The sequence below is a fragment of the Halotalea alkalilenta DSM 17697 genome, from assembly GCF_000621205.1.
In the GTDB taxonomy this organism is placed as follows: Bacteria; Pseudomonadota; Gammaproteobacteria; order Pseudomonadales; family Halomonadaceae; genus Halotalea; species Halotalea alkalilenta.
This window is the reverse complement of record NZ_KK211226.1, coordinates 1-22,927: the sequence shown is the minus strand read 5'-3', so window position 1 is coordinate 22,927 and position 22,927 is coordinate 1. Positions and strand designations below refer to the sequence as shown.

The window sequence follows — 22,927 nt, the reverse complement described above, 5'->3', positions numbered from 1 at the left end:
CCTTGCATGAGACTATCGCTCCGGCTACGTATCCTGATTTGCGTACTGCTCATCCTACTTTCGACGCTGACCATCTCCAGTGCCTTCACCTATGTCCAGCTCAGCCGCGAGAGCCGCAGCGATATCGAGCGCAACCTCGAAACGCTGTCCCGAGCCTATGCCCTGGCGTTCTCGGAGTGGATCGAGCATCGTTCGAACACCATCGGGGCCATCGATGCGGTCAGCCTGGAAGAGAACCTCCACGGCGTCCTCTCCCGCTTGCAGGCGATCGGCGGATTCTCCGCCACCTATCTTGGGCGCGCCAACGGCCAGATGGAGACATCCGTGGCGCTCGATCTTCCGCCGGACTATGACCCGCGCCCGCGCCCCTGGTACCAGCAGGCGCTCGACAGCGACGCCACGGTAGTCACGCCGCCCTACCAGGATGCCAGCACCGACCAGTTGATCCTCACCTTCGCCCGCGCAGCGCGTGACGGTGGCACGCTGCTCGGCGTGGTCGGCGGTGACATCGCGCTGGATACCATCGTCGACGAGGTGGGCTCGATCCACCCTACCGAATACAGTTTCGCGCTGCTGGTCGATGGCCAGGGGCGGATCATCGCCGGGCGTGATTCGTCGCTTGCGCTGACTCCCTTCGCCGAATTGGCGCCCGGCTTCGACCCTTCCAGCCGCCAGGGAGAGGCGCTGATCGAGGGCCGGCAGCGGCTGCTGCATGCCGAGTCGGTACCGGGTACCGACTGGCGGCTCTACCTGGTGCTTGATCTGAACGACGCCGCCAGCGGGGCGCGCAGCGTGCTCTCCGGCATGCTCGTGGTGGCCGTGCTCGCCGCATTGCTTGGCGGGCTTCTGCTCTGGGCGGTGCTCAAACCGATCTTCCGGCGCTTGGACGAAGTGCGCAGCGAACTCGAAGAGCTCGCCTCGGGCGACAGCGACCTGACCCGCAGGCTGCCCGCTGGCGGGCATGACGAAGTAGCGCGGATCGCGCATGCATTCAATGCCTTCATCGACCGTATCCATGGCTTGATGATCGAGGTCCGGGGCAGCAGCGCCCGCGTCGCCGGAGCGGCGGTGGAGATGTCGAGCGCTGGCGAGGAGCTTTCGCGTCGCAGCGAACAGTCGGCGGCCAGCCTCGAACAGTCCGCTGCGGCGATGGAGCAGCTCTCGTCGACGCTCGAGCAGTCGGCGGATTCCGCCGTGCGTGCGCGCAAGCTCGCCGATGGCGCTGGAGAGGCCGCGAAACGCGGCACCGAGGAGGTCGCCCGCGTGGTCGAGACGATGGACGACATCGGCCGGGCGGCGGCACAGATTTCCGGCATCGTCGAAGTGATCGACGGTATCGCTTTCCAGACCAACCTGCTGGCGCTCAATGCCTCGGTGGAGGCGGCGAGAGCGGGAGAGCAGGGCCGCGGGTTCTCGGTGGTCGCCGAGGAAGTCCGGCGGCTCGCTGCGCGCAGTCTCGAGGCGGCCAAGGATATCCGTGCGTTGATCACCACCTCGGGCGAGCGCGCCGCGAGCGGCGCGGAGCGGGTCACCCACGCGCGCGAGGCGATCGATGCCATCGTCGCCCAGGTCGAGGAGGTCAACGGCGTGGTCCGCGAGATCAGCATTGCGCTGCGAGAACAGAGCAACGGCGTCCACGAGGTCAATCAGGCGGTCACCCAGCTCGATGGTGCCACGCAGGAGAATGCGCGCCAGGTCGAGTCATCGAGCCACGCAGCAGCGCAGCTGCGCGACGAGGCGACCCGGCTGGCCGAACTGGTCGGTGGCTTCCGGCTCGATGACGATGTCGCGTTCACGGGTGTGAGCGCGCGGCTTGCCTCGAGTTGATCGCAGGCAGGTGTACCCCCTGCTCCAATTGACATTTCATCTCATTTGCGCTTAAGTGCGGGGCTCATCGTCAGTCACTTTTCCTCCTCCGCCTCGCCATGCTCGTGCCGCCATTCGGCGCGGGCGTCGGCGGGGCGAGTCAGTCAGTGCAAAGGAGCTTCCATGCTCGCTCGTCCCCTCGGGCGCTTCACTGCGGCCATCCTCGTCCCGATCATGCTGCTCTTCACCGGGCAGGCGCTGGCGGCCGACGGGCAATCGCGCACGCTCGACACCGCCCATGGCGAGATACAGGTGCCGGCCGACCCGCAGCGGGTGGTGACGCTCTACGAAGCGGCGCTCGATACCACGCTCGCGGTCGGGGTCGAGCCGCTCGGCGCGGTGGCCACTCGCGGCGGCACCGATGTGGCCGACTACATCGCCGATCGCGCCCAAGGGGTGGCGATCGTCGGCGGCCCGCGGGAGATCAATCTCGAAGAGGTGCTGCGCCAGCGACCGGACTTGATCCTCGCCAGCCCCTTCCTCGCCGATGCCGACTACCAGCGGCTCAGCCGCATCGCGCCGACCGTCGTGCCCAAGCACGACGCCGAGCGCCCCTTCGGCGACGACTACTGGCGCAAGGAAAGCGAGCTGTTCGCCGACGCGCTCGGCCGGCACGACCGGATCGAGGCGGTGTTCGAAGCGCTCGACCAGCGCATCGAACGGCTGCGCCAGCAACTCAGCCCCGAGGGGGATGTGAGGGTGACGCTGATGCGCTGGAATCCGCAGGGGCCGATCGTGATGTCGGACAAGGTCTTCGCCGGCGACCTGCTCCGGCGCCTGGGCTTCGTCGCGCCGGAGATCGCCCGGACGCTGACCTCCCGGCCGCACACCGACATGCTCAGCCTCGAGAACCTCGGCCGTGCCGACGGTGACTGGCTGCTGCTCGCGACCCTCAATGCGGAGGGGCGCGATGCCTTGGCCGCGGCACAGCGCCAGCCCGCCTTCCAGCGGCTCGAGGCGGTCAGGAACGGCCACGTGCTGACGGTCGATGGCCAGCTGTGGACCAGCGCCGCCGGACCGCTCGCCGCTGAACGGATTCTCGACCAGGTCGAAGAGAAAATGCTCGGTGAACCAGCGGCCGATATCGCGGCGCAATGAGTGCCGCTACAGGCAGCGTGAGGTTCACGCGAGGTCTGGGGTTTTCTCTGCTGGCGCTGGGGGTTGCCCTGTGCGCCAGCCTTGCATTGGGGGCCGGCGACGTCACCCCGCTGCAGGTGCTGCGTTGGGCGCTCGGTGACGACGATGGCAACGTTGGCTTCGTCGTCACCGAGCTTCGCCTGCCGCGCAGCTGTGTCGGTATCGTCGTCGGTGCCGCGCTCGGCGTGGCCGGCAACCTGCTGCAGACGGTGACCCGCAATCCGCTCGCCGAGCCCGACCTGCTCGGGGTCAGCGCCGCATCGACCACCGCGGTGGTCATCGCCATCCTGCTCGGCGCCAGTGTGACCACCCTGCAGGTATGGGTCGCGGTGCTCGGCGCGATGTGCGGCTGTGCGCTGGTGCTCGCCGCCGCCCGGCTGCGCGGGGTGGGTGATGACCCGATCCGGCTGATACTCGCCGGCGCCGCGCTCAAGGGCGTACTCACCGCGCTGGTTTCATTGGTGCTGCTGGTCGATCAGCGCAGCGCCGATGAGATTCGTTTCTGGACCATCGGAGCGCTGGCGGGGCGCGGCTACGGGGAGCTGCTGGGGGTCGCCGCGCCGCTGCTGCTCGGTGTCCTCCTGGTCGCCTACCTGAGCCGTCCGCTGGCCGCGCTGGCACTCGGCGAGCGCGTCGCCAGCGGGCTCGGCCATCGTCCACGGCTGACGCGCTGGCTGACGCTGCTGGCGGTCGCGCTGCTCAGCGGTGTGGCCGTGGCTTTGGCCGGGCCGATCGCCTTCTTCGGCCTGGTGGTGCCCGTGCTGGCGCGGGCGCTGGTGGGGCCGGACATCCGCCGCACGCTGCCGCTTTGCGTGCTGCTCGGCCCCGCGGTGCTGCTGGCCGCCGACGTGGTGGCCCGGCTGCTGGTCCGCCCCTCGGAACTGCCGCTCGGCGTGGTGACCGCGGTGATCGGCGCTCCCGTGCTGGTCGCCGTGGTTCGCGCCCACCGGCTGCCGAGACTGTGAGCATTTCAGGCTGGGGCGAGTCGACGTCCCCGAGGAGAGTGGCATGATGCAGCGGCTCGGCGCGCGTGCCGGGGCGAATCGACGCCAAGGGCCTGGGCCCGGCCCCGGCGGGACGTCGCGGTCGGATCTCTCGCCGCGCGACGCCTGGCTGCTGCGCTGGCGCGGCCATAGCCTGCTGCTGCCGCGTCGCTCGCTGCTCGGCCTTGCCTGGCTGCTGCTCGGCCTGATGATGGTGTTCATCGCTTCTCTCTCGATCGGCTCGATGCCACTCGCCCCGCAGCGGGTGATCGCGGCGCTGTTCGGCAGTGGCGACCCGCTCGATATCTACCTGGTACGCGAGCTGCGCCTCGGCCGGCTGGGCGCCGCGTTGGCGAGCGGCGCTGGTTTCGCGCTTTCCGGCTGCCTGTTGCAGACGCTGACTCGCAATCGCCTGGCGATGCCCGATATCATTGGGATCAACAACGGCGCGACCGCCTTCGCGGTGGCGTCGATCGTCGCTCTGCCGATGAGTTTCGCACCGCCGATGCTGGCGCTCGTGGGGGCGGTCACCGCGACCGCCCTGACCTTCGCCCTGGCCGGTGGGGTGGGTGTGCGCGGCTATCGCTTCATCATCGTCGGGGTCGGTATCGGCGCGGTGTTCGGTGCGCTGACCAACCTGATGCTCGCCCGGACCAGTATCGACGCGGCCAATGCCGCCTTTCCCTGGACCGTCGGCAGCCTCAATGGCAGCGGCGCGGGGGCCCAGACCATGCTGTGGATCGGGCTCGCCGTCTGCCTGCCGCTGGCGATGGCGAGTACGCGCGGGCTTTCGAGCCTGCGCTTCGCTGAGCCGGTGGCGCTCGGCTGGGGAGTCCGGGTAGCCCGGCTGCGCCTGTTCGCTTTGGCCCTGGCGGTGATTTGCGCCGCGCTCGCGGTAGCGGTGGCGGGCCCCGTGGGCATGATCGCCCTGATCGGGCCGGAGCTCGCCCGCCGGCTTTCTAGCCATCGATCGGTTCCCGTGCTCAATGCAGCGCTCGCCGGGGCGATACTGATGGCGCTGGCCGATCTGCTCGGGCGCACCCTGCTCGCGCCGGTCGAGGTGCCGGTCGGCATCGTCACCGCGCTCGTTGGCGGTCCCTATCTGATCTGGATCCTGCTGCGCGGTGACTCGCCGCGTGCGCTCTGAGCGATGCGGCGTGCAATGACGGAAGCTGGAAGATGAGTGAGTTCGAACATGACCGCGCCCAGCGCGCGACCCTCGAGGCGAGCGGCATCGCGATGGACTACGGTCATCGGCGGGTCATCGAGCGGCTCGACCTGCGCCTGCCGGAGGGTAAGGTGACCGCGATCGTCGGTCCCAACGGCTGCGGCAAGTCCACCCTGCTCGCGGGGCTCGCCCGGCTTCACGCGCCCAGCGCCGGGGTCATACTGCTCGACGGTGAGCCGATCTACTCGCTGGCGCCGCGCGATGTCGCCCGCCGGCTCGCGCTGCTGCCGCAGGAGGCCAATGCCCCGGATGGGCTCACCGTGCTCGAATTGGTCCAGTTCGGACGCCAACCCCATCAGGGCTGGCTGCGCCAGTGGTCCGAAGAGGACCAGCGTGTGCTCGACGCAGCGATCCGCGCAGCCGATCTGGTCGAACTGGCCGACCGGCCGCTGGAGTCGATGTCCGGCGGGCAGCGCCAGCGTGCCTGGCTCGCCATGGCGATCGCGCAGACCACGCCGCTCCTGCTGCTGGACGAGCCGACGTCGGCGCTCGATCTCGGTCACCAGATCGAGGTCTTCGAGCTGATCCGTTCGCTCTCCGAGGAGGGCGGCAAGACCGTGGTGATGGTGGTCCATGACCTGGTCAGCGCCTGTCGCTACGCCGATCACCTGGTGGCGATGCTGGACGGGCGCATCGTCGCCGAGGGTACGCCGACAGAGGTGGTCACCCCTGAGCTCGTGCGCGAGCTCTATGGTATCGATTGCCGACTGGTGATCGACCCACTGTCGAACAGCCCGATTTTGACCGAGATTCGCCGCTGCCGGAGCTGACCGCAGCGGTAGACGATTCGTTTTGCAACCTGCGTCGTGCGATGACGCGAGAGAGGCAGCTTTAGTGAGCAAGTTTTCCACCGAACGCGTGCTCAGCGTCCACCATTGGAACGACACGCTGTTCAGCTTCACCTGCACCCGCGAGCGCGGGCTGCGGTTCAAGAACGGCCAGTTCGTGATGATCGGGCTCGAGGTCGATGGCCGCCCGCTGGTGAGAGCCTATTCGATCGCAAGCCCCAACTACCTGGATCATCTCGAGTTCTTCTCGATCAAGGTGCCGGACGGCCCGCTGACCTCCCGGCTCCAGCACCTCGAAGTCGGTGACGAGCTGCTGGTCAGCCGCAAGCCGACCGGCACCCTGGTGCTCGACGACCTGCGCGAGGGGCGCCATCTCTACCTGCTCGCCACCGGCACCGGGCTCGCGCCGTTCATGAGCCTGATCCAGGACCCTGAGGTGCTCGAGCGCTTCGACAAGGTCATTCTGGTGCACGGCGTGCGCTGGGTCAGCGAACTCGCCTACCACGACTTCATCACCCGGGAGCTGCCCGAGCACGAGTACCTGGGCGAGGAGATCCGCGACAAGCTGATCTACTACCCGACCGTGACCCGCGAGGAGTTCCATACCCGTGGCCGGCTCACCGAGCACATCCGCAGCGGCAAGCTCGCCGCGGACATAGGCCTTGCGCCGCTCGACCCCGCGCTGGACCGGGCGATGATCTGCGGCAGCCCGGCGATGCTCGACGAGACCTCCCAAGTGCTCGACGAGCTCGGCTTCCGGATCTCGCCGCGGATGGGCGAGCCGGGCGACTACGTGATCGAGCGCGCCTTCGTCGAGAAGTAGCGCTCGCCCTGGGCGGTCGCGTTATCGCCCGGTGCTGAGACGCCAGGTGTGGCTCAGCGCTCGTCGCCAGGCGCTTCGAGCGTGGGCAGATGCCAGTTGAAGCGTACCGTGAGCATCCGCAGCGTCAGGCCCACCGCGAGCGCCAGCAGGGTGGCGAGGGTCGATGGCAGGTCGAGCGCGAGGCAGGCCAGATACAGCGCCGAGACGATCACGGAAATGCTGGCGTAGAGCTCGCGGCGCAGCAGCAGCGGCACCTCGTTGCACAGTACATCGCGCAGTACACCGCCTGCACAGCCGGTGATCAGGCCGAAGATCGCCGCTGTCCAGCCCGAGTGGCCGAGATCCAGGGCGATGCGGTTGCCGATCAAGGTGAAGACGACCAGTCCCATCGCATCGAGCAGCAGGAAGGTGGTCCGCAGCCGTTGCAGGCGCGAGGCGACCAGCGCGGCGACCAGCGCGGAGCCCGCGGTGACCAGCAGCAGCCAGGGGCGAGCGACCCAGGTCAACGGATACTGGCCGAGCAGCACATCGCGCAGGGTGCCTCCGCCGAGGCCTGCGATCGAGCCGATGACCGCGACGCCGAACAGGTCGATGCGGCTGCGTCTGGAGGCGAGCGCGGCGCTCATCGCCTCGGCGCTGATCGCGATCAGGTAGAGCGCGAATAACATTCCAGGCTTCCTTCCTCCCAATGGCTCGGGGCGGGCGATGCACTCCTCATATTCGCATCCCGCATTCCCGGCGATCCTGCCACGCCGATACCCTGCTCGGCCATCTTATCGCGCAGACGTGACGAGGCCCGGTCGATGACCGGGCCTCGTCGTTGCAAAGCGCTTGGCCGAGGGCCGTCCAGCGCCGGTGAAGTCGGTTAGACCGCGTCCTTGCCGGTTTCTCCGGTACGGATGCGGATGACTTGCTCGAGCGGCGAGACGAAGATCTTGCCGTCGCCGATCTTGCCTGTGTTGGCCACCGAGGTGATCGCCTCGATCACTTGGTCGACCATCGGGTCGTCCACGGCTGCCTCGAGCTTCACCTTGGGCAGGAAATCGACCACGTATTCAGCGCCGCGGTAGAGCTCGGTATGGCCCTTCTGACGGCCGAATCCCTTGACCTCGGTCACGGTGATCCCCTGGATACCGATTTCCGACAGTGCCTCGCGCACATCGTCGAGCTTGAAGGGTTTGATGATCGCGGATACCAGTTTCATCGTCAGTGTTCCTCGGCTGTCCTTGTGATTACGTCGGTCGCTGCGCCATCGAGTGGGCTGTGCCGGCGAGCGTTACGCTCCAGGGCGGGTGTCCGTTCGACTTTCGCCATGGCGCCTATTGTCGTGCCCTCAAGCATATAGGTCCGACGATTCTTCACCAAGCGCCCTGGGCCCGAGCCTGATAAATCGAGCGGGCATCCGAACAGGATGCCCGCCAATGGGCGTAGTCGCGCCTTACTTCGAGCCTTGGACGAACTCCGGATAGGCTTCCATCCCGCACTCGGTGACGTCCACGCCGGCGAACTCTTCCTCTTCGGTGACACGGATGCCCATGATCGCCTTGATCGCCAGCCAGACGACCAGACTAGCGAGGAAGACCCAGAGGAAGATCGATACGCCGCCGATCAGCTGGGCGCCGAAGCTCGCGTCAGCATTGGTGAACGGAACCACCATCACGCCCCAGAAGCCGGCAACGCCGTGGACCGAGATCGCACCGACCGGATCGTCGATCTTGAGCTTGTCCAGGGTGATGATGGAGAACACCACGATGATGCCGCCGATCGCGCCGATCACCGTGGCGGTGAAGGCCGCGGGGGAGAGCGGGTCGGCAGTGATCGAGACCAGGCCGCCCAGCGCGCCGTTCAGCGCCATGGTCAGGTCCGCCTTGCGGAACAGGATCTTGGAGAGCAGCAGTGCGGCGATGACGCCGCCGGCCGCGGCGGTATTGGTGTTGACCAGTACCTGGGCCATGTTGTTGGCGGATGCGACGTCCGAGAGCTTGAGTTCGGAGCCGCCGTTGAAGCCGAACCAACCCATCCACAGGATGATCGCCCCGAGCGTGGCGAGCGGCAGGTTGGCACCGGGGATCGCGTTGATCGCGCCGTTCTTGCCGTACTTGCCCTTACGCGCGCCGAGTACCAGTACACCCGCCAGGGCGGCGCTGGCACCGGCCATGTGGACGATGCCGGAACCGGCGTAGTCGGAGTAGCCGACCGCGTCGAGCCAGCCGCCACCCCAGGTCCAGTAGCCGGAGGTCGGGTAGATGATGCCGGTCATGAACACCGCGAAGACCACGAACGACCACAGCTTCATGCGCTCGGCGACCGCGCCGGAGATGATCGACATCGCGGTGGCGACGAACACCACTTGGAAGAAGAAGTCCGCACGGGCCGAGTAGTAGGGTGCATCCTCGCCACCGGCGAGTACGTCGCCCAGGTCGTTCTCCGCACCGATCAGCCAACCGAAGCTCGGGAAGATCCCGCCCTCTGCGCTGGAGTACATCAGGTGGTAGCTGAACAGCAGGTACATCACGCAGGAGACCGCGAATAGGATGATGTTCTTGGTCAGGATCTCAGTGGTGTTCTTCGCCCGGACCAGACCGGCCTCGAGCATCGCGAAGCCCCCGGCCATCCACATCACCAGCACACCGCAGATCAGGAAGTAGAAAGTATCGATGGCGTAGGCGATCTCCGTCACCTGATTCGCCAAATCCGCTGCTTCATTCATTTTTGGTTCCCTTTGGTCGTCTTTTAATCAGGTCGATCTTATTTTTGTGGTGGTGCGTGTGCGGCCGCCGAGGGCGAGCCGAGTGCTACGGGCACCGGGGCTCGCGGGCTCAAATCGCGTCCGCGCCGCGCTCTCCGGTGCGAATCCTGATCACATCCTCGAGCTCGGTGACGAACAGCTTGCCGTCGCCGATCTTGTGACTGTTCGCCGCATCGCGAATCGCATCGAGTACCGCTGCCGCCTGAGCATCGTCGACCGCGACTTCGACTTTCACCTTGGGCAGGAAGTCGACCACGTATTCAGCCCCGCGATAGAGCTCGGTGTGTCCCTTCTGGCGGCCGAAGCCCTTGACCTCGGTCACGGTGATGCCCTGCACGCCATTGTCCGCGAGCGCTTCGCGCACGTCATCGAGTTTGAATGGCTTGATGATGGCTGTGATCAATTTCATTCGGTGCGTACTCCTCGCTCGACGCTCCAGGTAATTGAATGAGGCGGGGCAGACATCATGCCATATGTTGATATATGTCTTATTTATCATGCCGTTAAGATTTTTCTGCGGGTGCCGAAGAGAGCGTGGACTGGTCGGGCTCGTCATCTATGAACTGTTTTGGGTCAATCTATTGATCGCCCTGGGGCATGTGCACCAGTTTGGGTCTTTGTCTGCCGGAGAGCGCGCTTTCCTTAGGGTGAGGAGGTTGGTGGGGCTTAGGATCGCGCGTTCGACGCCGCGGTCGCGTATCCTTGGATGCAAGCCTGCTCGCGCCGACCGAGCCGAGTCGCCGGCCGGCTCTCTATTCGCAACGGAGAAGATGTCATGACTCGTAACGATGTATTCAGCCGTCTGGCTCAGCAGATCGGGGAGCGGCTTTCGAGCGTCTCCCAGGCGCCGGAGGAGATCCAGCGCAGCGTGCAGGGGGCGATGAAGGGGGCCTTCGACCGCCTGGACCTGGTCTCGCGTGAAGATTTCGACATCATGATGGACGTGCTGACCCGCACCCGCACCCGGGTCGAAGCGCTCGAGAAGCAGCTCGCCGCACTCGAGGCGCGGCTGGGTGAAGATGTCCCCAGCACCGTGGCCGAGGTCGAGCAGCGGGCGGCTGAAACCGCAGCCGAGGCGAAGGCGCTGCCCACCGAGCCCAAGGCCAAGCCGGGCAAGCCCGGCGACGCGGGCGACTACAGCCCCGAACGCGACGCCTGAGCCGCGTCCTCCATCGCTGCGCGCTCGATGATTGGGCATAGGGTGATTTTCAGCCGGCCCACTCATCGGCATTGAATGCCGTCGTGCCCCCGCGCGCGTTTCGCGTGGCGAGGGGCGCCTCGGTCTTGCATGCAAGCACCGCTACGGCCTCCCTTCGATGAGCGGAGGCAGTGCTCGTCCGTCGGCTCCCGCGGGTGGAACCGATGTCGCTATGCTGCGCCATGGTGGTGCAGTGTTTTCCGCCTCATCCCCAAGGGGTTGTCATCGAACACCCCAGATCGTCCCCATCGCTACCCACGGCATCGTCCGCTGGGTCAAAAATCGCCCGCGCCTGCCGATCCAACCAGAACCGAGTCGTCGTACTCCTCGTTTCCTGGAGGCTCCATGTCGCTGGCGGTGGTCCGCAGTCGGGCACTGCTCGGCCTGCACGCTCCCTTGGTGCAGGTCGAGGTCCATATTTCCAATGGGTTGCCGGGGCTTGCGATCGTCGGCCTGCCCGAGACGGCGGTGAAGGAGAGCCGTGAGCGGGTGCGCAGCGCACTGCTCAATGCTGGTGCCGAGTACCCGACCCGGCGAATCACCCTCAACCTGGCCCCCGCCGATTTGCCCAAGGAGGGTGGTCGCTTCGACTTGCCGATCGCGCTGGCCATCCTGGTCGCTTCCAATCAGCTGCCGCCCGAGAGCGTCGAGCGGCTCGAATGCCTGGGCGAGCTCGCCCTCGATGGCCGCCTGCGCGGCGTCGGCGCGGTGCTGCCCGCGGCATTGGCCGCTCATCGCGCCGGCGCGATCCTGCTGGTGGCAAGCGAAGATGCCGAGGAAGCCGCGCTGGTCGAAGGCCTCGAAGTGATCGCCGCCGATCACCTCCTGGAGGTCGTCGCCCACCTGCATGGCCGCGAGCGTTTGCTGCCAAGACCGGCGACCATGCCGGCGCTGGATCTCGCCGAGATGCCCGATCTTTGCGAGGTCCGCGGCCAGCACCAGGCGCGCAGGGCGCTGGAGATCGCCGCCGCGGGCGGTCACAACCTGCTCTTCGCCGGTCCTCCAGGCACCGGCAAGAGCATGCTCGCCGCACGCTTGCCGGGGCTCTTGCCACCGCTCGACCAGCAGCGCCGTCTCGAGGTCGCGATGATTCGCTCGCGCTGTGGCCTGGCACCGCTCGGTGAGTGGGGGCGACGGCCATTTCGATCCCCCCACCATGGGGCGAGTCCCGGGGCGCTGATCGGTGGTGGTTCGCAACCGATGCCGGGCGAGATCACCCTGGCCCACCATGGCGTGCTGTTTCTCGACGAATTGCCCGAGTTCGAGCGCCGTGCCCTCGAAGGGCTGCGCGAGCCGATCGAGTGCGGCACGGTGTCGATCGCCCGTGTCGCACGGCAGGCGGTCTTTCCCGCCGAGTTTCAGCTGGTCGCGGCGATGAACCCCTGCCCCTGCGGGCACCTGGGTGATCCGCGCCGCGCCTGCCGCTGCAGTGCCGCGCAGATCCAGCGCTACCAAGCGCGGCTGTCCGGGCCGCTGCTCGATCGTATCGACCTGCAGGTGGAGATGGCCGCGCTCGCCGCCGACGAGCTCGCTCGCCAGCGCCCCGGCGAGGCTTCGGCCTCGGTGAGGGAGCGGGTGGTCGCCGCACGTCGATCCCAGGCCAGCCGAGGCGAACTCAACGCCCGGTTGGGCAGCCGTGAGCTGGAGGCGGCCTGCGCGCTCAGCGATGCCGAGCGCGCTTGGCTCGCCCACGCCCTCGAACGCCTCGGCCACTCGACCCGCACTTACCATCGGGTGCTGCGCGTCGCCTTGACCATCGCCGATCTCCAGGCCTCCGTGCGGTTGACCCGCGAGCACCTGATGGAGGCGCTCGGCTATCGCCAGCTCGACCGGCTGCTGCGCGGCGATGGTGCCAAGGCCCAGCGATGAAGCGCTTGGTCGTTGCTCTTCTTCGCCATTGAGAGCCGACGGCGTGTCCGAAAGTGCATCGGCAAGAACTCAAGTTCATCCATGTGCGTGCCGATGTTAGTGCCGAGCAGAGCGTGAGCATCGCCGGAATAGTCAAGTCGAGGCGGCTTCGCTGTACGGCATGTTGGGCAGGATGGGCGGTGCGTATGGGCTTATCGGTAGCTGTCCCGCCGCGAGTGCGGGGCAAATGGGGCGGTCTCTTGCTTTTGCTGCTTGGCGCGCCGCTTTGCTGGGCGCAGTCGAGTACGCCGAGCGACCTGGAGCTGCAGCGCGAGGGCCAGCGGCGATTGATCGAGGATCAACGTCAGCGGCTCGATGGGCTGCAGCGCTTGCAGCCCGCCCCGACCCTGCGGGAGCAGCCCCCGGCGGCGGTCGGCTCGGGCTGCGTGACGGTACGGCGGCTGGTGGTGGAGGGCGGCGAGCGGCTGCCCGCCGAGCGCCTGGAGGCACTGCGCCGCGAGCATCTCGGCAAGTGCCTCGACGCTGCGGCGCTCAACGCGCTGCTGGCGAGCATCACCAACGACTACCTGGATCGAGGCTTCATCACCACGCGAGCCTACCTGCCGGTGCAGGAGACCGATGAGGCGCTGGTGGTGAGGGTGGTCGAAGGGCGGCTCGAAGGCATCGATCGCCCCGCGACCCTGCCGGCGTCTTCGGTCGCGATGGCCAGCCCGCTCGAGCTGGGCGAGGCGCTCAATCTGCGCGACATCGAGCAAACGCTGGACCAGCTCAACCGGCTGGCTTCCCGGCGAGTGACCGCGGCCCTTCGCCCTGGCGAGCGGGTCGGCGGTAGCCGTGTGGTCCTGGAAGACGACCCTGGGCGCCCCTGGCGAATCCATCTCTCCCGCCACAATGGCGGCCAGCCTTCGGTCGGACGCCAGCAGTGGGGGCTCGGGCTGTGGCTCGACGACCCACTCGGCCTCGCCGACCAGTTCGACCTCCAGCTGAGCCGCAGCCAGGCGCGAGGGGCCGAACGCAATACCGACAGCAACCAAGTCGGCTACTCCCTGCCCTATGGCTACTGGAACTTCGCCTACCGCTATATCGACAGCGCCTACGCCACCCGCGGCGAGGCCAACGGTTTCGTCTTCGACCTCGATGGCAAGAGCGAGCGCCATCTGCTGCGTGCCGAGCGTCTGATCGCCCGCGACCAGACCAGCAAGACCTCGTTGTCGACCCAGCTTTCGCGAACGGCGACGCGCAACTACATCGACGGCACGCGCATCGGCGTCAGCAGCCGGGTGCTCAGCGAGTGGCGGCTGGGGCTCAACCATGGGCGCAGGCTGGCCGGTGGATTGTTCAACGGCGATGTCGCCTGGTCCCACGGTATCGGGCTGTTCGGTGCCGACGATGACGATGGCCGTCCCGATGGCGCGCCGAAAGCCCGCTACGACAAGGCGAACTTGACCTTGAGCTACCTGCGCCCGTTCAGCGTCGCCGGCTTGCCGCTGCGCTACTTAGGCTTGCTCCACGCGCAGTGGAGCCCCGACGTTCTCTACAGTCCGGCCAGGTTGAGCCTCGGTGGCCAGGATTCGGTGCGCGGCTTCAGCGAGCAGTCGCTACCCGGCGATACCGGCGGCTACTGGCGTAACCAGGTGACCTGGTCGCAGCCGCTGAACCCGGTGCCAAGGGTCTTCGATCTCTTCGAGGTGACTTTGGCCTACGACCTCGGGGTGATCCGTCACGGCCGCTACAACGATGAACTCCACGGCAGGATGAGCGGCGCGGCGCTCGAGTTCGGCCTGCGCGGCGAGCGGCTCTCGGCACTGCTCGGCATCTCCCGGTCGATCGAGCGCCCCAGAGCGCTGCCCCAGCGTGAAACCCCGATCTACTTCGAGCTCGGCCTGACGCTATGAAACGCCCTCCCTCCCTTCGGCGCGAACCGCTACAGAGAACGAGAGCCATGCGCGACCCCGCTTCTTCTCCCTTGGCCCGGCTGCTCGCCGTGGTGCTGATCAACGCCTTGGTCTGGCAGCCCGTCGCGGCGCTTGCCGATGGCATCGTCGTGGCGCCGGGCAGCGGCCAGAATACCCGCATCGACCAGGCTGCCAATGGCGTCCCGGTGGTCGATATCGCTACGCCGAACGAGCGGGGGCTCTCGCACAACCGCTACCAGTCCTTCGATGTCGGCCGTGAAGGCGCGATTCTCAACAACGCCACCGACAAGTGGCAGGCGACCGAGCAGGCCGGCCTGATCGTCGGTAACCCCAATCTGCAGGGCTCGGCGGCGCGGTTGATCGTCAACGAGGTCACCGGCGGCGGTGGCTCGCGGCTCGCCGGCTACACCGAGGTCGCGGGGCAGGCCGCAGCGGTGGTGATCGCCAACCCCTCCGGGATCGTCTGTGACGGCTGCGGTTTCATCAATACGCCCCAGGTGACCCTGTCGACCGGTCGACCGCTGATCGACCAGGGCGAGCTGAGCGGTTTCTCCGTCGATGCCGGAAAGGTGGCAATCGAAGGGCTCGGGCTCGACGCCAGCCGGGTCGATCGTTTCGCGATCGTCACCCGTGCCGCTGAATTCAATGCCGCCTTGCATGCCAAGCGCCTGGAGGTGGTCACCGGGCGCAATCAGGTCGATGCCGGCACGCTCGAGGCGACGCCGCTCGAAGGCGCGCAGGGGGCGACACCGGAGTTCGCCATCGACGCCTCTGCGCTGGGGGGCATGTACGCCGACAGCATTCGCCTGGTCGGTACCGAGGCCGGGGTCGGCGTGCGCCTGGCCGGCGACATGGCGGCCAGCGGGGGTGAGCTGCGCATCGATGCGGCCGGCGGCCTGACGCTGGCCAACGCCTCGAGCCGGGGGGATCTCACCGCCGATGCGGCAAGTATCGAGGTCGACGGCACCCTGGACGGCGCGGCCGACCTGCGCCTTTCGGCCGAGCGGCAGATAAGCAACCAAGGCACGCTGCGCGCGGGCGGTGGCATCGCGCTCACCGCCGGTGAGCGGATCACCCAGCGTGGCAGCATGCTCGCCTCGCAGATCGATGCGCGCGCCGGGGACGAACTCGTCAACCAAGGGCAGCTCAGCGGCGACCAGGTGACCCTCGGTGCCGAGACGCTGGTCAACCAGGGCACGCTGGCGGCGAGCGGTGCGCTGAACATCGAGGCGCGCCGTCTCGACAATGCCGGCGGGGCGCTTCAGTTCGCCCAGGGACAGCACGTGGAGCTCGCGCTCGAGCGGCTCGACAACAGCGATGGCCGCCTGCTGGTCGACGGTGGCGCTCTTTCGCTCGACGCCGGGACGCTGGACAACCAGCGCGGGGTGATCGCCGCCGATACGCTTAAGGTCGATGCCGGTGCGTTGGACAACCGCGAAGGCCAGCTGCGCGCCGATACCGCGCTGGCGCTGGAGGCCGAGCGCCTGGACAACCTGGGGGGGATGGTCGCAGCGCCCCGGCTCGAGGCGTCGCTGGGCGCGCTCGAGAGCAATCGCGGTGGCGTGCTGGCGGCGAGCGATGGTCCGCTGGTGCTGCAAACCTCGGCGGCACTCGACAATCAGGGCGGGCGAATCCAGGCATCGACGGGCGAAGTCAGCGTCTCGGCGGCGCGGCTCGACAACCGCGACGGCGTGATTGCCGGCCAGCAGCTGGCGCTGGCGGCGCAAAGTCTCGATAACGCCAATGGCCAGCTGGTGGCCGACCAGGGTGGACTGCGCCTGGAGGTGGAGACCGGGCTCGACAACCGGGCCGGGCGGATCGCAGCGCAGGACGCGCTCCAGGTATTCGCCGAGGGAGAGATCGACAACCGCGACGGGGAGCTCAACGGTGAAACTCTTTTCTTGCACGCGGCGTCGCTCGACAACCGGCGGGAGGGCGGCGACGGCGGTCTAGTAGTGGCGCGGAGGGGAGATGCGCGTCTCGAAGTGACAGGTACGGTCGCCAACCAGGGAGGCACGCTGCAGGCCGGCGAACGGCTCGAGCTGACCGCCGGCGGCCTGGACAATAGTGAAGGGATCGTGCTCGCCGAACGGCTGGCGCTGACCTTGGGGCGGCTCTCCGGCAACCGCGATGGGATCATCGAGGCGTCCACCGGCCCGCTCGAGCTCGCGGCGCACGAGGCGGTCGACAACACCAGCGGCTCACTGATCGCGCGCCAGGGCGAACTGACGCTCTCCGCTTCGGCGCTCGACAACGCTGGAGGCACCCTGGCCGGCGATGAGGTCGAGCTCTCCGCGACCCGGCTCGGCAATCGCGACGGTGGCCTGATCGCCGCGCTTGCCGGCGACGCCCGGTTGCAGGTGGCAGGTACGGTCGACAATCAGGCCGGCCAACTGCAGGCGGCCCGGCGGCTCGAGCTTGCCGCCGACCAGCTGGACAACAACGCAGGCACGTTGATCGCCGACCTCGTCGCGCTCGAGCTGGGCGCGCTCTCCGGCAATCGTGATGGGGTGATCGAAGCCGTCCAGGGACCGCTCTCGCTCGCCGCGCGCAGGGCCATCGACAATAACGATGGGCTGCTGGTGGCGGACCAGGGCGAACTGGTGCTCTCAGCCGCCACGCTGGCCAACCGCCAGGGCGTGATCGCCGGCGATACGCTGCGGCTGAGCGGAGGGGATCTCGACAATCGCGCCGGCCGCCTGCTCGCACGCCAGGGAGAGCTGACGCTCTCCGCCGGGACGCTCGAGAATGCCGGCGGCACCTTGGTCGGCGAAGAGATCACGCTCGATGCGGACCAACTCGGCAACCAGGACGGCGGCCTGATCGCCGCCCGCAGCGGCAGCGCCCGGTTGCAGGTGGTCGGCACGCTCGATAATCGGGGTGGCCAGCTGCAGGCGGCGCAGCGGCTCGACCTCGCTGCCCAACATCTCGACAACCGCGACGCGGTGGTGGTCGCCGACGACGTCGTGCTCGACGCACACACGCTCGATAACGCTGCTGGGCTGATCAGTGCCGAGAGCGGCGAGCTGGGCATCACTCTCGACGAACTGGTCGACAATCACGACGGCCGGCTGCAGGCCGCCCAGGCTGTGCTGTCGCTCGCGGCGAGCGGCCGGGTGAACAACGCAGGCGGCCAGCTGGTCGCTCGCGATCTTAAGCTGTCCGCCGCGGCGCTCGATAACCGCGACGGCATCGTCGGCGCTACCGCCGGAAAGCTCGATCTCGCCCTGGCTGCAACGCTCGATAACCAGAACGGCACGCTCAGCGCGGCAGAGGCGATCGATCTCCGCGCGGATAGGCTCGACAACGGCGGTGGCCGTGTCAGCGCCGCGCGCATCGGCATCGACGCCCGTACGCTGCTCAACCAGCACGGTGAACTCGCCGCCGAAGCGGGTTCGATCATCGCTACCACGGGATCGCTGCGGTTGACCCTCGACGAGGCCTTGGCGAACGCCGGCGGGCGCCTCCAGGCGGGCGAGGAGCTCGCGGTCACCGCCGCTGGCGTCGACAACCGCGGCGGCCTGCTGCTCGGCAAGCGGCTCAGCCTCGACGCCAGCGCGTCGATCGACAACCGCAACGGTACCATCGCCGCCGATGAAGGCTCGCTCCGGCTGCGGACCAGCGGGGATTTCGACAATCGCCAGGGGCGGCTGCAGGCGAGCGGGACCGCTGAGCTCGAAGCGCTGGCGCTGCTCAACCAGGAGGGCAGCATTTCCGCTGACAGCATCGCGGCGAATGCCGCCTCGCTGGTCAATCGCGAGGGGGTCGTGATCTCGCGCCAGGGCGATCTCGATGCGCGCCTCGAGGGTTTGCTCGACAACCGCGGCGGGCGCCTCCAGGCCGGGGAGCTGCTGGGTCTCGACGCGCTGGGAGTCGACAACCGTGGCGGCGTGCTGCTTGGCGCCGAGGGCAGGATAGATGCGGACGCCCTCGACAACAGCGACGGTGGCACGATCGTCGCCGACCGCGGCGAACTAACGCTGACCTTGGCTTCGGCGCTCGCCAACCGCGCAGGCGTGGTGCAGGCGCTGGAGGCGCCGCTGATGATCCGCGCCGGCACGGTCGACAACCAAGGTGGCGACATCGCCGCGCGGCAGCTCGCGCTGGTCGCCAGCGGTGGGCTCGACAATCGAGGCGGGCGGCTGTGGAGCGACGATTGGCTGCGCTTCGAGGGGGGCGTGGTGAATAACCGCGCGGGCTCGCTCGTCGGTGGCGAGACGCGTCTCGACGCCGAGAGCCTCGACAATCAGGACGGCGCCGTGGTCGCCGCCGATGGCGACTTGACCCTCGCTATCGCAAGCGCAGTCGGCAACCGCGCCGGGCAGCTGCAGGCCGCGCAGCGCGCCGAGCTGTCGATGGGCGGGGCGCTGGACAACGGCGCTGGTACCCTCGCCGCCGACCAGCTAGTTCTGAACGCCGCCACCATCGACAACCGCAGTGGCCGGATGCTCGCCGAGCGGCTCGAACTCACCGCGGGTGAGCTCGACAACGGCGAGGGTGGGCTGGTCGCCGGTGGCAGCGAGGGGGCTGAACTGCGCATCGACGGCGCGCTCTCGAACCAGGGCGGCAAGCTGCAATCGACCCATGCGCTGAGCCTGAGCGGCGCTCATCTGGACAACCAGGGCGGCGCGGTGATCGCCGAGCGGCTGTCGCTCGACACCGCGAGTCTCGACAACCGCGATGGCTCACTGCTGGCCGAGGCCGCCGGGGCGCTGATCCGCGTCCAAGGCAGTCTCGACAATCGCGGTGGCACCATCGACGTACGCCAGGGCGACTTGGTGCTCGATGCCGCGCGGATCGACAACCGCGGCGGCGCGCTCGCCGCGCTGGGGCTCACGCTGCAGGCGGTACTGCTCGACAACGGCGTCGAGGACGATGGCGAGGGCGTTGACGAGGGCGTTGACGAGGGTGGCCGGCTACTGGCTGGCGCAAGGGGTATGCGGCTTATCGCCGCCGAGGGGCGCGTCGATAACCGCGGTGGCCTGCTGCTGGTCGACGGTGGGGCGCTCGAGCTCAGCGCCGCCGAGCTGGACAACCGCGCCGGGGTCATCCAGGCCGGGCAGGGCAGCTTCGAGCTTGGCGAATTCGACAACCGCGAAGGCGAACTCGCCGCGCTCAGCGGGCCATTGGCGCTGGAGACCTCCTCCCTCGACAACCAGGGGGGCAGGATACTCGCCCAGGGGGCGCTGGCGCTGGATGCCGAGCGGCTGGACAACCGCTCGGGCCAGCTGGCGGGAGATACGCTACTGCTGCGCGCGGCCGGCATCGACAACCGCGACGGCGGCTTGATCGAAGCCGTCGACAGCCTGGTGCTGGATAGCGACGGGCTCGACAACCGTGGAGGCGAGCTGCGCGCCCTCGGCACCGACGGAGACAGCCGGCTGCGGGTGGAGGGCGTGCTCGATAACCGCGACGGCAAGCTCTCCTTCGCCAACCAGAACCTGACGCTTGCGGCGCAGCGCTGGCGCAACCAGGGGGGCCTTCTGCGCCACGCCGGCTTGGGCCAGGCCGAGATCGAGGCGGGTGAATTCCAAGGCGCCGGTGGCACGCTCGAAAGCACCGGCGGGCTGGCAATGAGTGCGCAGCACGTCGATGGGCTCGGCAGGCTGGCTGGCAACCGCGCGCTGAGCCTGACCTCGCTCGGTGCGCTGGGGCTCGGCGTCGGCGATCGGCTGGCCTCTGCCGGTACGCTCGAGGTCGAGGCCGTGAGCCTCGGCAACCAAGGCGAAATGGCCAGCAACCAGGGCATGACCCTGCGGCTGCAGGGCAAGCTGGTCAATGCCGGAACGATCTCGGCCGGCAGTGGGCTCGAGCTCTCCGCCACCTCGCTCGACCAGCGTGGCCGCCTGCTCAGCGGCGGCGATGCCCGCTACCAGCTGACCCAGGCGCTCGACAACCGTGGGCGGCTGACTGCCACCGGCGCGCTCGAGATCGAGGCCGCACGGCTGGATAACCAAGGCACCCTCGGCGCCGGCGGTACGCTGCGGGTGAGCGCGGGCGAGATCGTCAACCAGCCGGACGCGCTGATCTTCTCCACTGGCGACATGCGCCTGCGCGCAGCCAGCCTGACCAACCGCTACGCCGACCTGTTCAGCCTCGGCCGCTTCGACTTCGCCGCCGATGACCAGGGCGGCCGGGCGCGGCTGTTCGAGAACCGCTCGGGCAGCGTCGAGGCCCAGGGCGATCTGCGTCTCGCCGCGGATGAGGTGATCAACACCCGCGATCGTTTCTCGACCCTGAGCTTCAGCGAAGGAAGCTGGATCGATTACACCGCGACCCAGGTCGATCGGTACCGGATGCTTTACGAAAATTGTGGCGAAAGAGGAGGCTGTTCTCCCAAACGTAGGTATGTAGGAACCTCCTATTACTACCAGCCGATCGTCTACGACACGCTGCGCCAGGAGGTAGTCGCCGATTCGCCGCTGGCGCGGCTGGTGGGCGGCGGCGAGGTCACGATCGACGCCGATCGGTTCAGCAACACCCTTGGTCTGGTCGCCGCCGGAGGCGACCTGAGCATCCGTGCCCGCGAGATCGACAACGGCGGACCCACCGCCTTCCTCGAGCAGCGCCGGCGCGAATACCAACACAACCAGAGCTACCGGGACTCAGGCGACGACAGATACGTCCAGAGCTCCTCCGATCAGCGTAACGCCGATATCGAGGACTGGAACGCGCGCAGCGGCCTCGACGAACAGGGCGAGCCGCTGCCACTGCCGGCAATCATCGCCGGCAGGACCTACAGCCTGGTCAGCGACGTCACCTCGCGCCAGGAGATCCCCGGTACCGTCGCCTCGACGATCCAGGCCGGCGAGCGGGTAACGCTGGTCGCCGCCGAACGGCTGGTCAACGGCCAGGTCGACGAACAGGTCCAGGCGCAGCTCGAAGGGCGGCTTGGCGATACGTCGGTGGCGGAGCCGGTCGCGCGATTGAGCTATACCCTCGCGCCCCAGGCGGCGAGCGCGAGCCAGCGCGAAGCGGGTGATCTGAGCTCGGCCAGTCGCGCGGCCTGGTCGATAGAGCGTGTTGGGACGCAGGCGGGCGATGTGGCCGCCCAGCGCGTGGCCGGCGCGGTCGACGCGCTGGCGCGGACGGAAGGTGGCCCGGAGACGCCGGCGGCCGACGCAGGGGCGCGGCTCGAGTTGGCCGGCAACGATGGCGCTGCCGCCCCGTCGCCGCCTCCCGCTGAGGGGGCGACGGCAGGGCAAGCGCTGAATGGTGAGCTTCCCGCAGCCCTTCAGCCCCTCGAGGCCGAGGCGCCGGCGTTGTCACCGGCCAGCTACGCCGATGTGCCATTCGAGCGCATCGCACCCGTCGAGCAGCCGGATTTTCGCCTGCCCCAGGGTGAGTACGGCCTGTTCGTCCAGAATCCCTCGCCGCAGAGCCGCTACCTGATCGAGTCGAATCCGGCCTTCACCGGCCTCGAAGGCGTCCTTGGTTCCGACTACCTGCTCGACAAGCTCGGCTACAGCGATGACGATGCCTACCGGCTGCTGGGCGATGGTCGCTACGAAAGCCGGCTGGTCGGCAGTGCGGTGCAGGCCGCTACCGGCTCTCGCTTCGTCGACGACCGCCTGGGCAGCGAAGCCGATCAGCTGCGCTACCTGTTCGACAACGCCATCGCCTCGAGCGAGCCGCTCGGACTCACCGTCGGCGTCAGCCTGAGCCCGGCCCAGACCGCCGCGCTGACCCACGACATCGTCTGGCCCGAGTGGCAGCAGGTCGAGGGGCAGTGGGTACTCGTCCCGGTGCTCTACCTCGCCCAGTTGGACTCGCGCACGCTGCGCGGCGGCGCATTGGTGCAAGGGCGCGACATCGAGCTGATCAGCGGCAGCGAGCTGATCAACGTCGGCACGCTCACGGCCGCGCGGGATACCACGCTCTCGGCCGGCGGCTCGATCCTCCAAGGGGGCTTGGTCGAGGCCGGCGAGCGGGTCTCGATGGTGGCGAACGACAGCATCCGCAACGCCATCGGCGGCGAGATATCCGCGGCTCAGGTCGACCTGCGCGCGCTCGAAGGCGATATCGTCAACGACCGGCTGGCAATCGTCGCTGGCAGCCGCGACCACGCCTTCACCGCGCTCGACGGCGGCGGCCGGATCGTCGCCGGCGAACGCCTCGAGCTGCGCGCCGGGGGAGACCTGGTCAACCGCGCCGAGATCGCCTCGGGAGGAGATGCAACGCTCGCCGCCGGGCGTGACCTGCGCCTCGAGGCGGTCACCGACGCGCGCCTCGATGTCAATCGCCAGCCCAACCTCACCGAGCGCCGCGAAAGCGTCGAAGTGCTCGGCAGCCGTCTCGACATCCAAGGCGACGCTCGCCTGAGCGCCGGGCAGGACCTGGTGATCGATGCATCCCGCGTCGACATCCACG

General features: G+C 68.2%; 14 protein-coding genes. 10 read left to right on the top strand and 4 right to left on the bottom strand.

Translation table 11 applies throughout. The annotated features are described in order from the left end of the window. Window positions 1-6 precede the first annotated feature (6 nt). The 6 genes from Q376_RS22080 to Q376_RS0109310 all read left to right on the top strand — a co-directional run bounded on the left by Q376_RS22080 (window position 7) and on the right by Q376_RS0109310 (window position 6,825). Window positions 7-1,827: a methyl-accepting chemotaxis protein gene (locus Q376_RS22080; RefSeq protein ID WP_052365106.1), complete on the top strand. Its 1,821-nt coding sequence runs from the start codon at window positions 7-9 to the stop codon at window positions 1,825-1,827. A 162-nt stretch (window positions 1,828-1,989) separates the two neighbouring features. Beyond that, on the top strand, window positions 1,990-2,964 hold the full coding sequence (locus Q376_RS22075; RefSeq protein WP_043447196.1) for an ABC transporter substrate-binding protein: 975 nt from the start codon (window positions 1,990-1,992) through the stop codon (window positions 2,962-2,964). Next, complete coding sequence (locus Q376_RS0109325; protein ID WP_043447193.1) at window positions 2,961-3,968, top strand: FecCD family ABC transporter permease; 1,008 nt, start codon at window positions 2,961-2,963, stop codon at window positions 3,966-3,968. Before Q376_RS22075 ends, Q376_RS0109325 begins: the two co-directional genes overlap by 4 nt. Before the next feature lie 43 nt (window positions 3,969-4,011). Further along, window positions 4,012-5,133: a FecCD family ABC transporter permease gene (locus tag Q376_RS22070; protein ID WP_043447189.1), complete on the top strand. Its 1,122-nt coding sequence runs from the start codon at window positions 4,012-4,014 to the stop codon at window positions 5,131-5,133. A 32-nt stretch (window positions 5,134-5,165) separates the two neighbouring features. Beyond that, entirely contained in the window at window positions 5,166-5,984 is an 819-nt protein-coding gene (locus Q376_RS0109315) for an ABC transporter ATP-binding protein (protein ID WP_027350082.1), read from the top strand. A 64-nt stretch (window positions 5,985-6,048) separates the two neighbouring features. Continuing rightward, complete coding sequence (locus Q376_RS0109310) at window positions 6,049-6,825, top strand: ferredoxin--NADP reductase (RefSeq protein WP_027350081.1); 777 nt, start codon at window positions 6,049-6,051, stop codon at window positions 6,823-6,825. 53 nt (window positions 6,826-6,878) lie between these two features. Here Q376_RS0109310 and Q376_RS0109305 read toward each other — a convergent pair whose 3' ends face one another. The 4 genes from Q376_RS0109305 to Q376_RS0109290 form a co-directional block, all read right to left on the bottom strand. After that, window positions 6,879-7,493 carry a trimeric intracellular cation channel family protein gene (locus Q376_RS0109305; RefSeq protein WP_027350080.1) on the bottom strand — a complete coding sequence of 205 codons (615 nt, stop codon included), beginning with the start codon at window positions 7,491-7,493 and terminating at the stop codon, window positions 6,879-6,881. Window positions 7,494-7,690: 197 nt separating this feature from the next. Next, a complete protein-coding gene (locus Q376_RS0109300) occupies window positions 7,691-8,029 on the bottom strand; it encodes a P-II family nitrogen regulator (RefSeq protein ID WP_027350079.1) in 339 nt (112 codons plus the stop codon). A 234-nt stretch (window positions 8,030-8,263) separates the two neighbouring features. Continuing rightward, complete coding sequence (locus tag Q376_RS0109295; protein WP_043447184.1) at window positions 8,264-9,535, bottom strand: ammonium transporter; 1,272 nt, start codon at window positions 9,533-9,535, stop codon at window positions 8,264-8,266. A gap of 109 nt (window positions 9,536-9,644) precedes the next feature. Then, window positions 9,645-9,983 (bottom strand): P-II family nitrogen regulator, encoded by a 339-nt coding sequence (locus Q376_RS0109290; RefSeq protein ID WP_027350077.1) that lies wholly within the window; start codon window positions 9,981-9,983, stop codon window positions 9,645-9,647. Window positions 9,984-10,349: 366 nt separating this feature from the next. On the opposite strand from Q376_RS0109290, the gene Q376_RS0109285 reads away from it, so the two are divergent. From Q376_RS0109285 to Q376_RS0109270, 4 genes are all read left to right on the top strand, one after another. Beyond that, window positions 10,350-10,733 carry an accessory factor UbiK family protein gene (locus Q376_RS0109285; RefSeq protein WP_027350076.1) on the top strand — a complete coding sequence of 128 codons (384 nt, stop codon included), beginning with the start codon at window positions 10,350-10,352 and terminating at the stop codon, window positions 10,731-10,733. A 384-nt stretch (window positions 10,734-11,117) separates the two neighbouring features. Continuing rightward, window positions 11,118-12,641 (top strand): YifB family Mg chelatase-like AAA ATPase, encoded by a 1,524-nt coding sequence (locus tag Q376_RS0109280; RefSeq protein ID WP_027350075.1) that lies wholly within the window; start codon window positions 11,118-11,120, stop codon window positions 12,639-12,641. Window positions 12,642-12,880: 239 nt separating this feature from the next. Further along, window positions 12,881-14,536: a ShlB/FhaC/HecB family hemolysin secretion/activation protein gene (locus tag Q376_RS0109275; RefSeq protein ID WP_052365105.1), complete on the top strand. Its 1,656-nt coding sequence runs from the start codon at window positions 12,881-12,883 to the stop codon at window positions 14,534-14,536. 47 nt (window positions 14,537-14,583) lie between these two features. Further along, window positions 14,584-22,927 (top strand): two-partner secretion domain-containing protein (locus tag Q376_RS0109270; protein WP_027350073.1); only part of this gene is annotated, 8,344 nt, incomplete at its 3' end.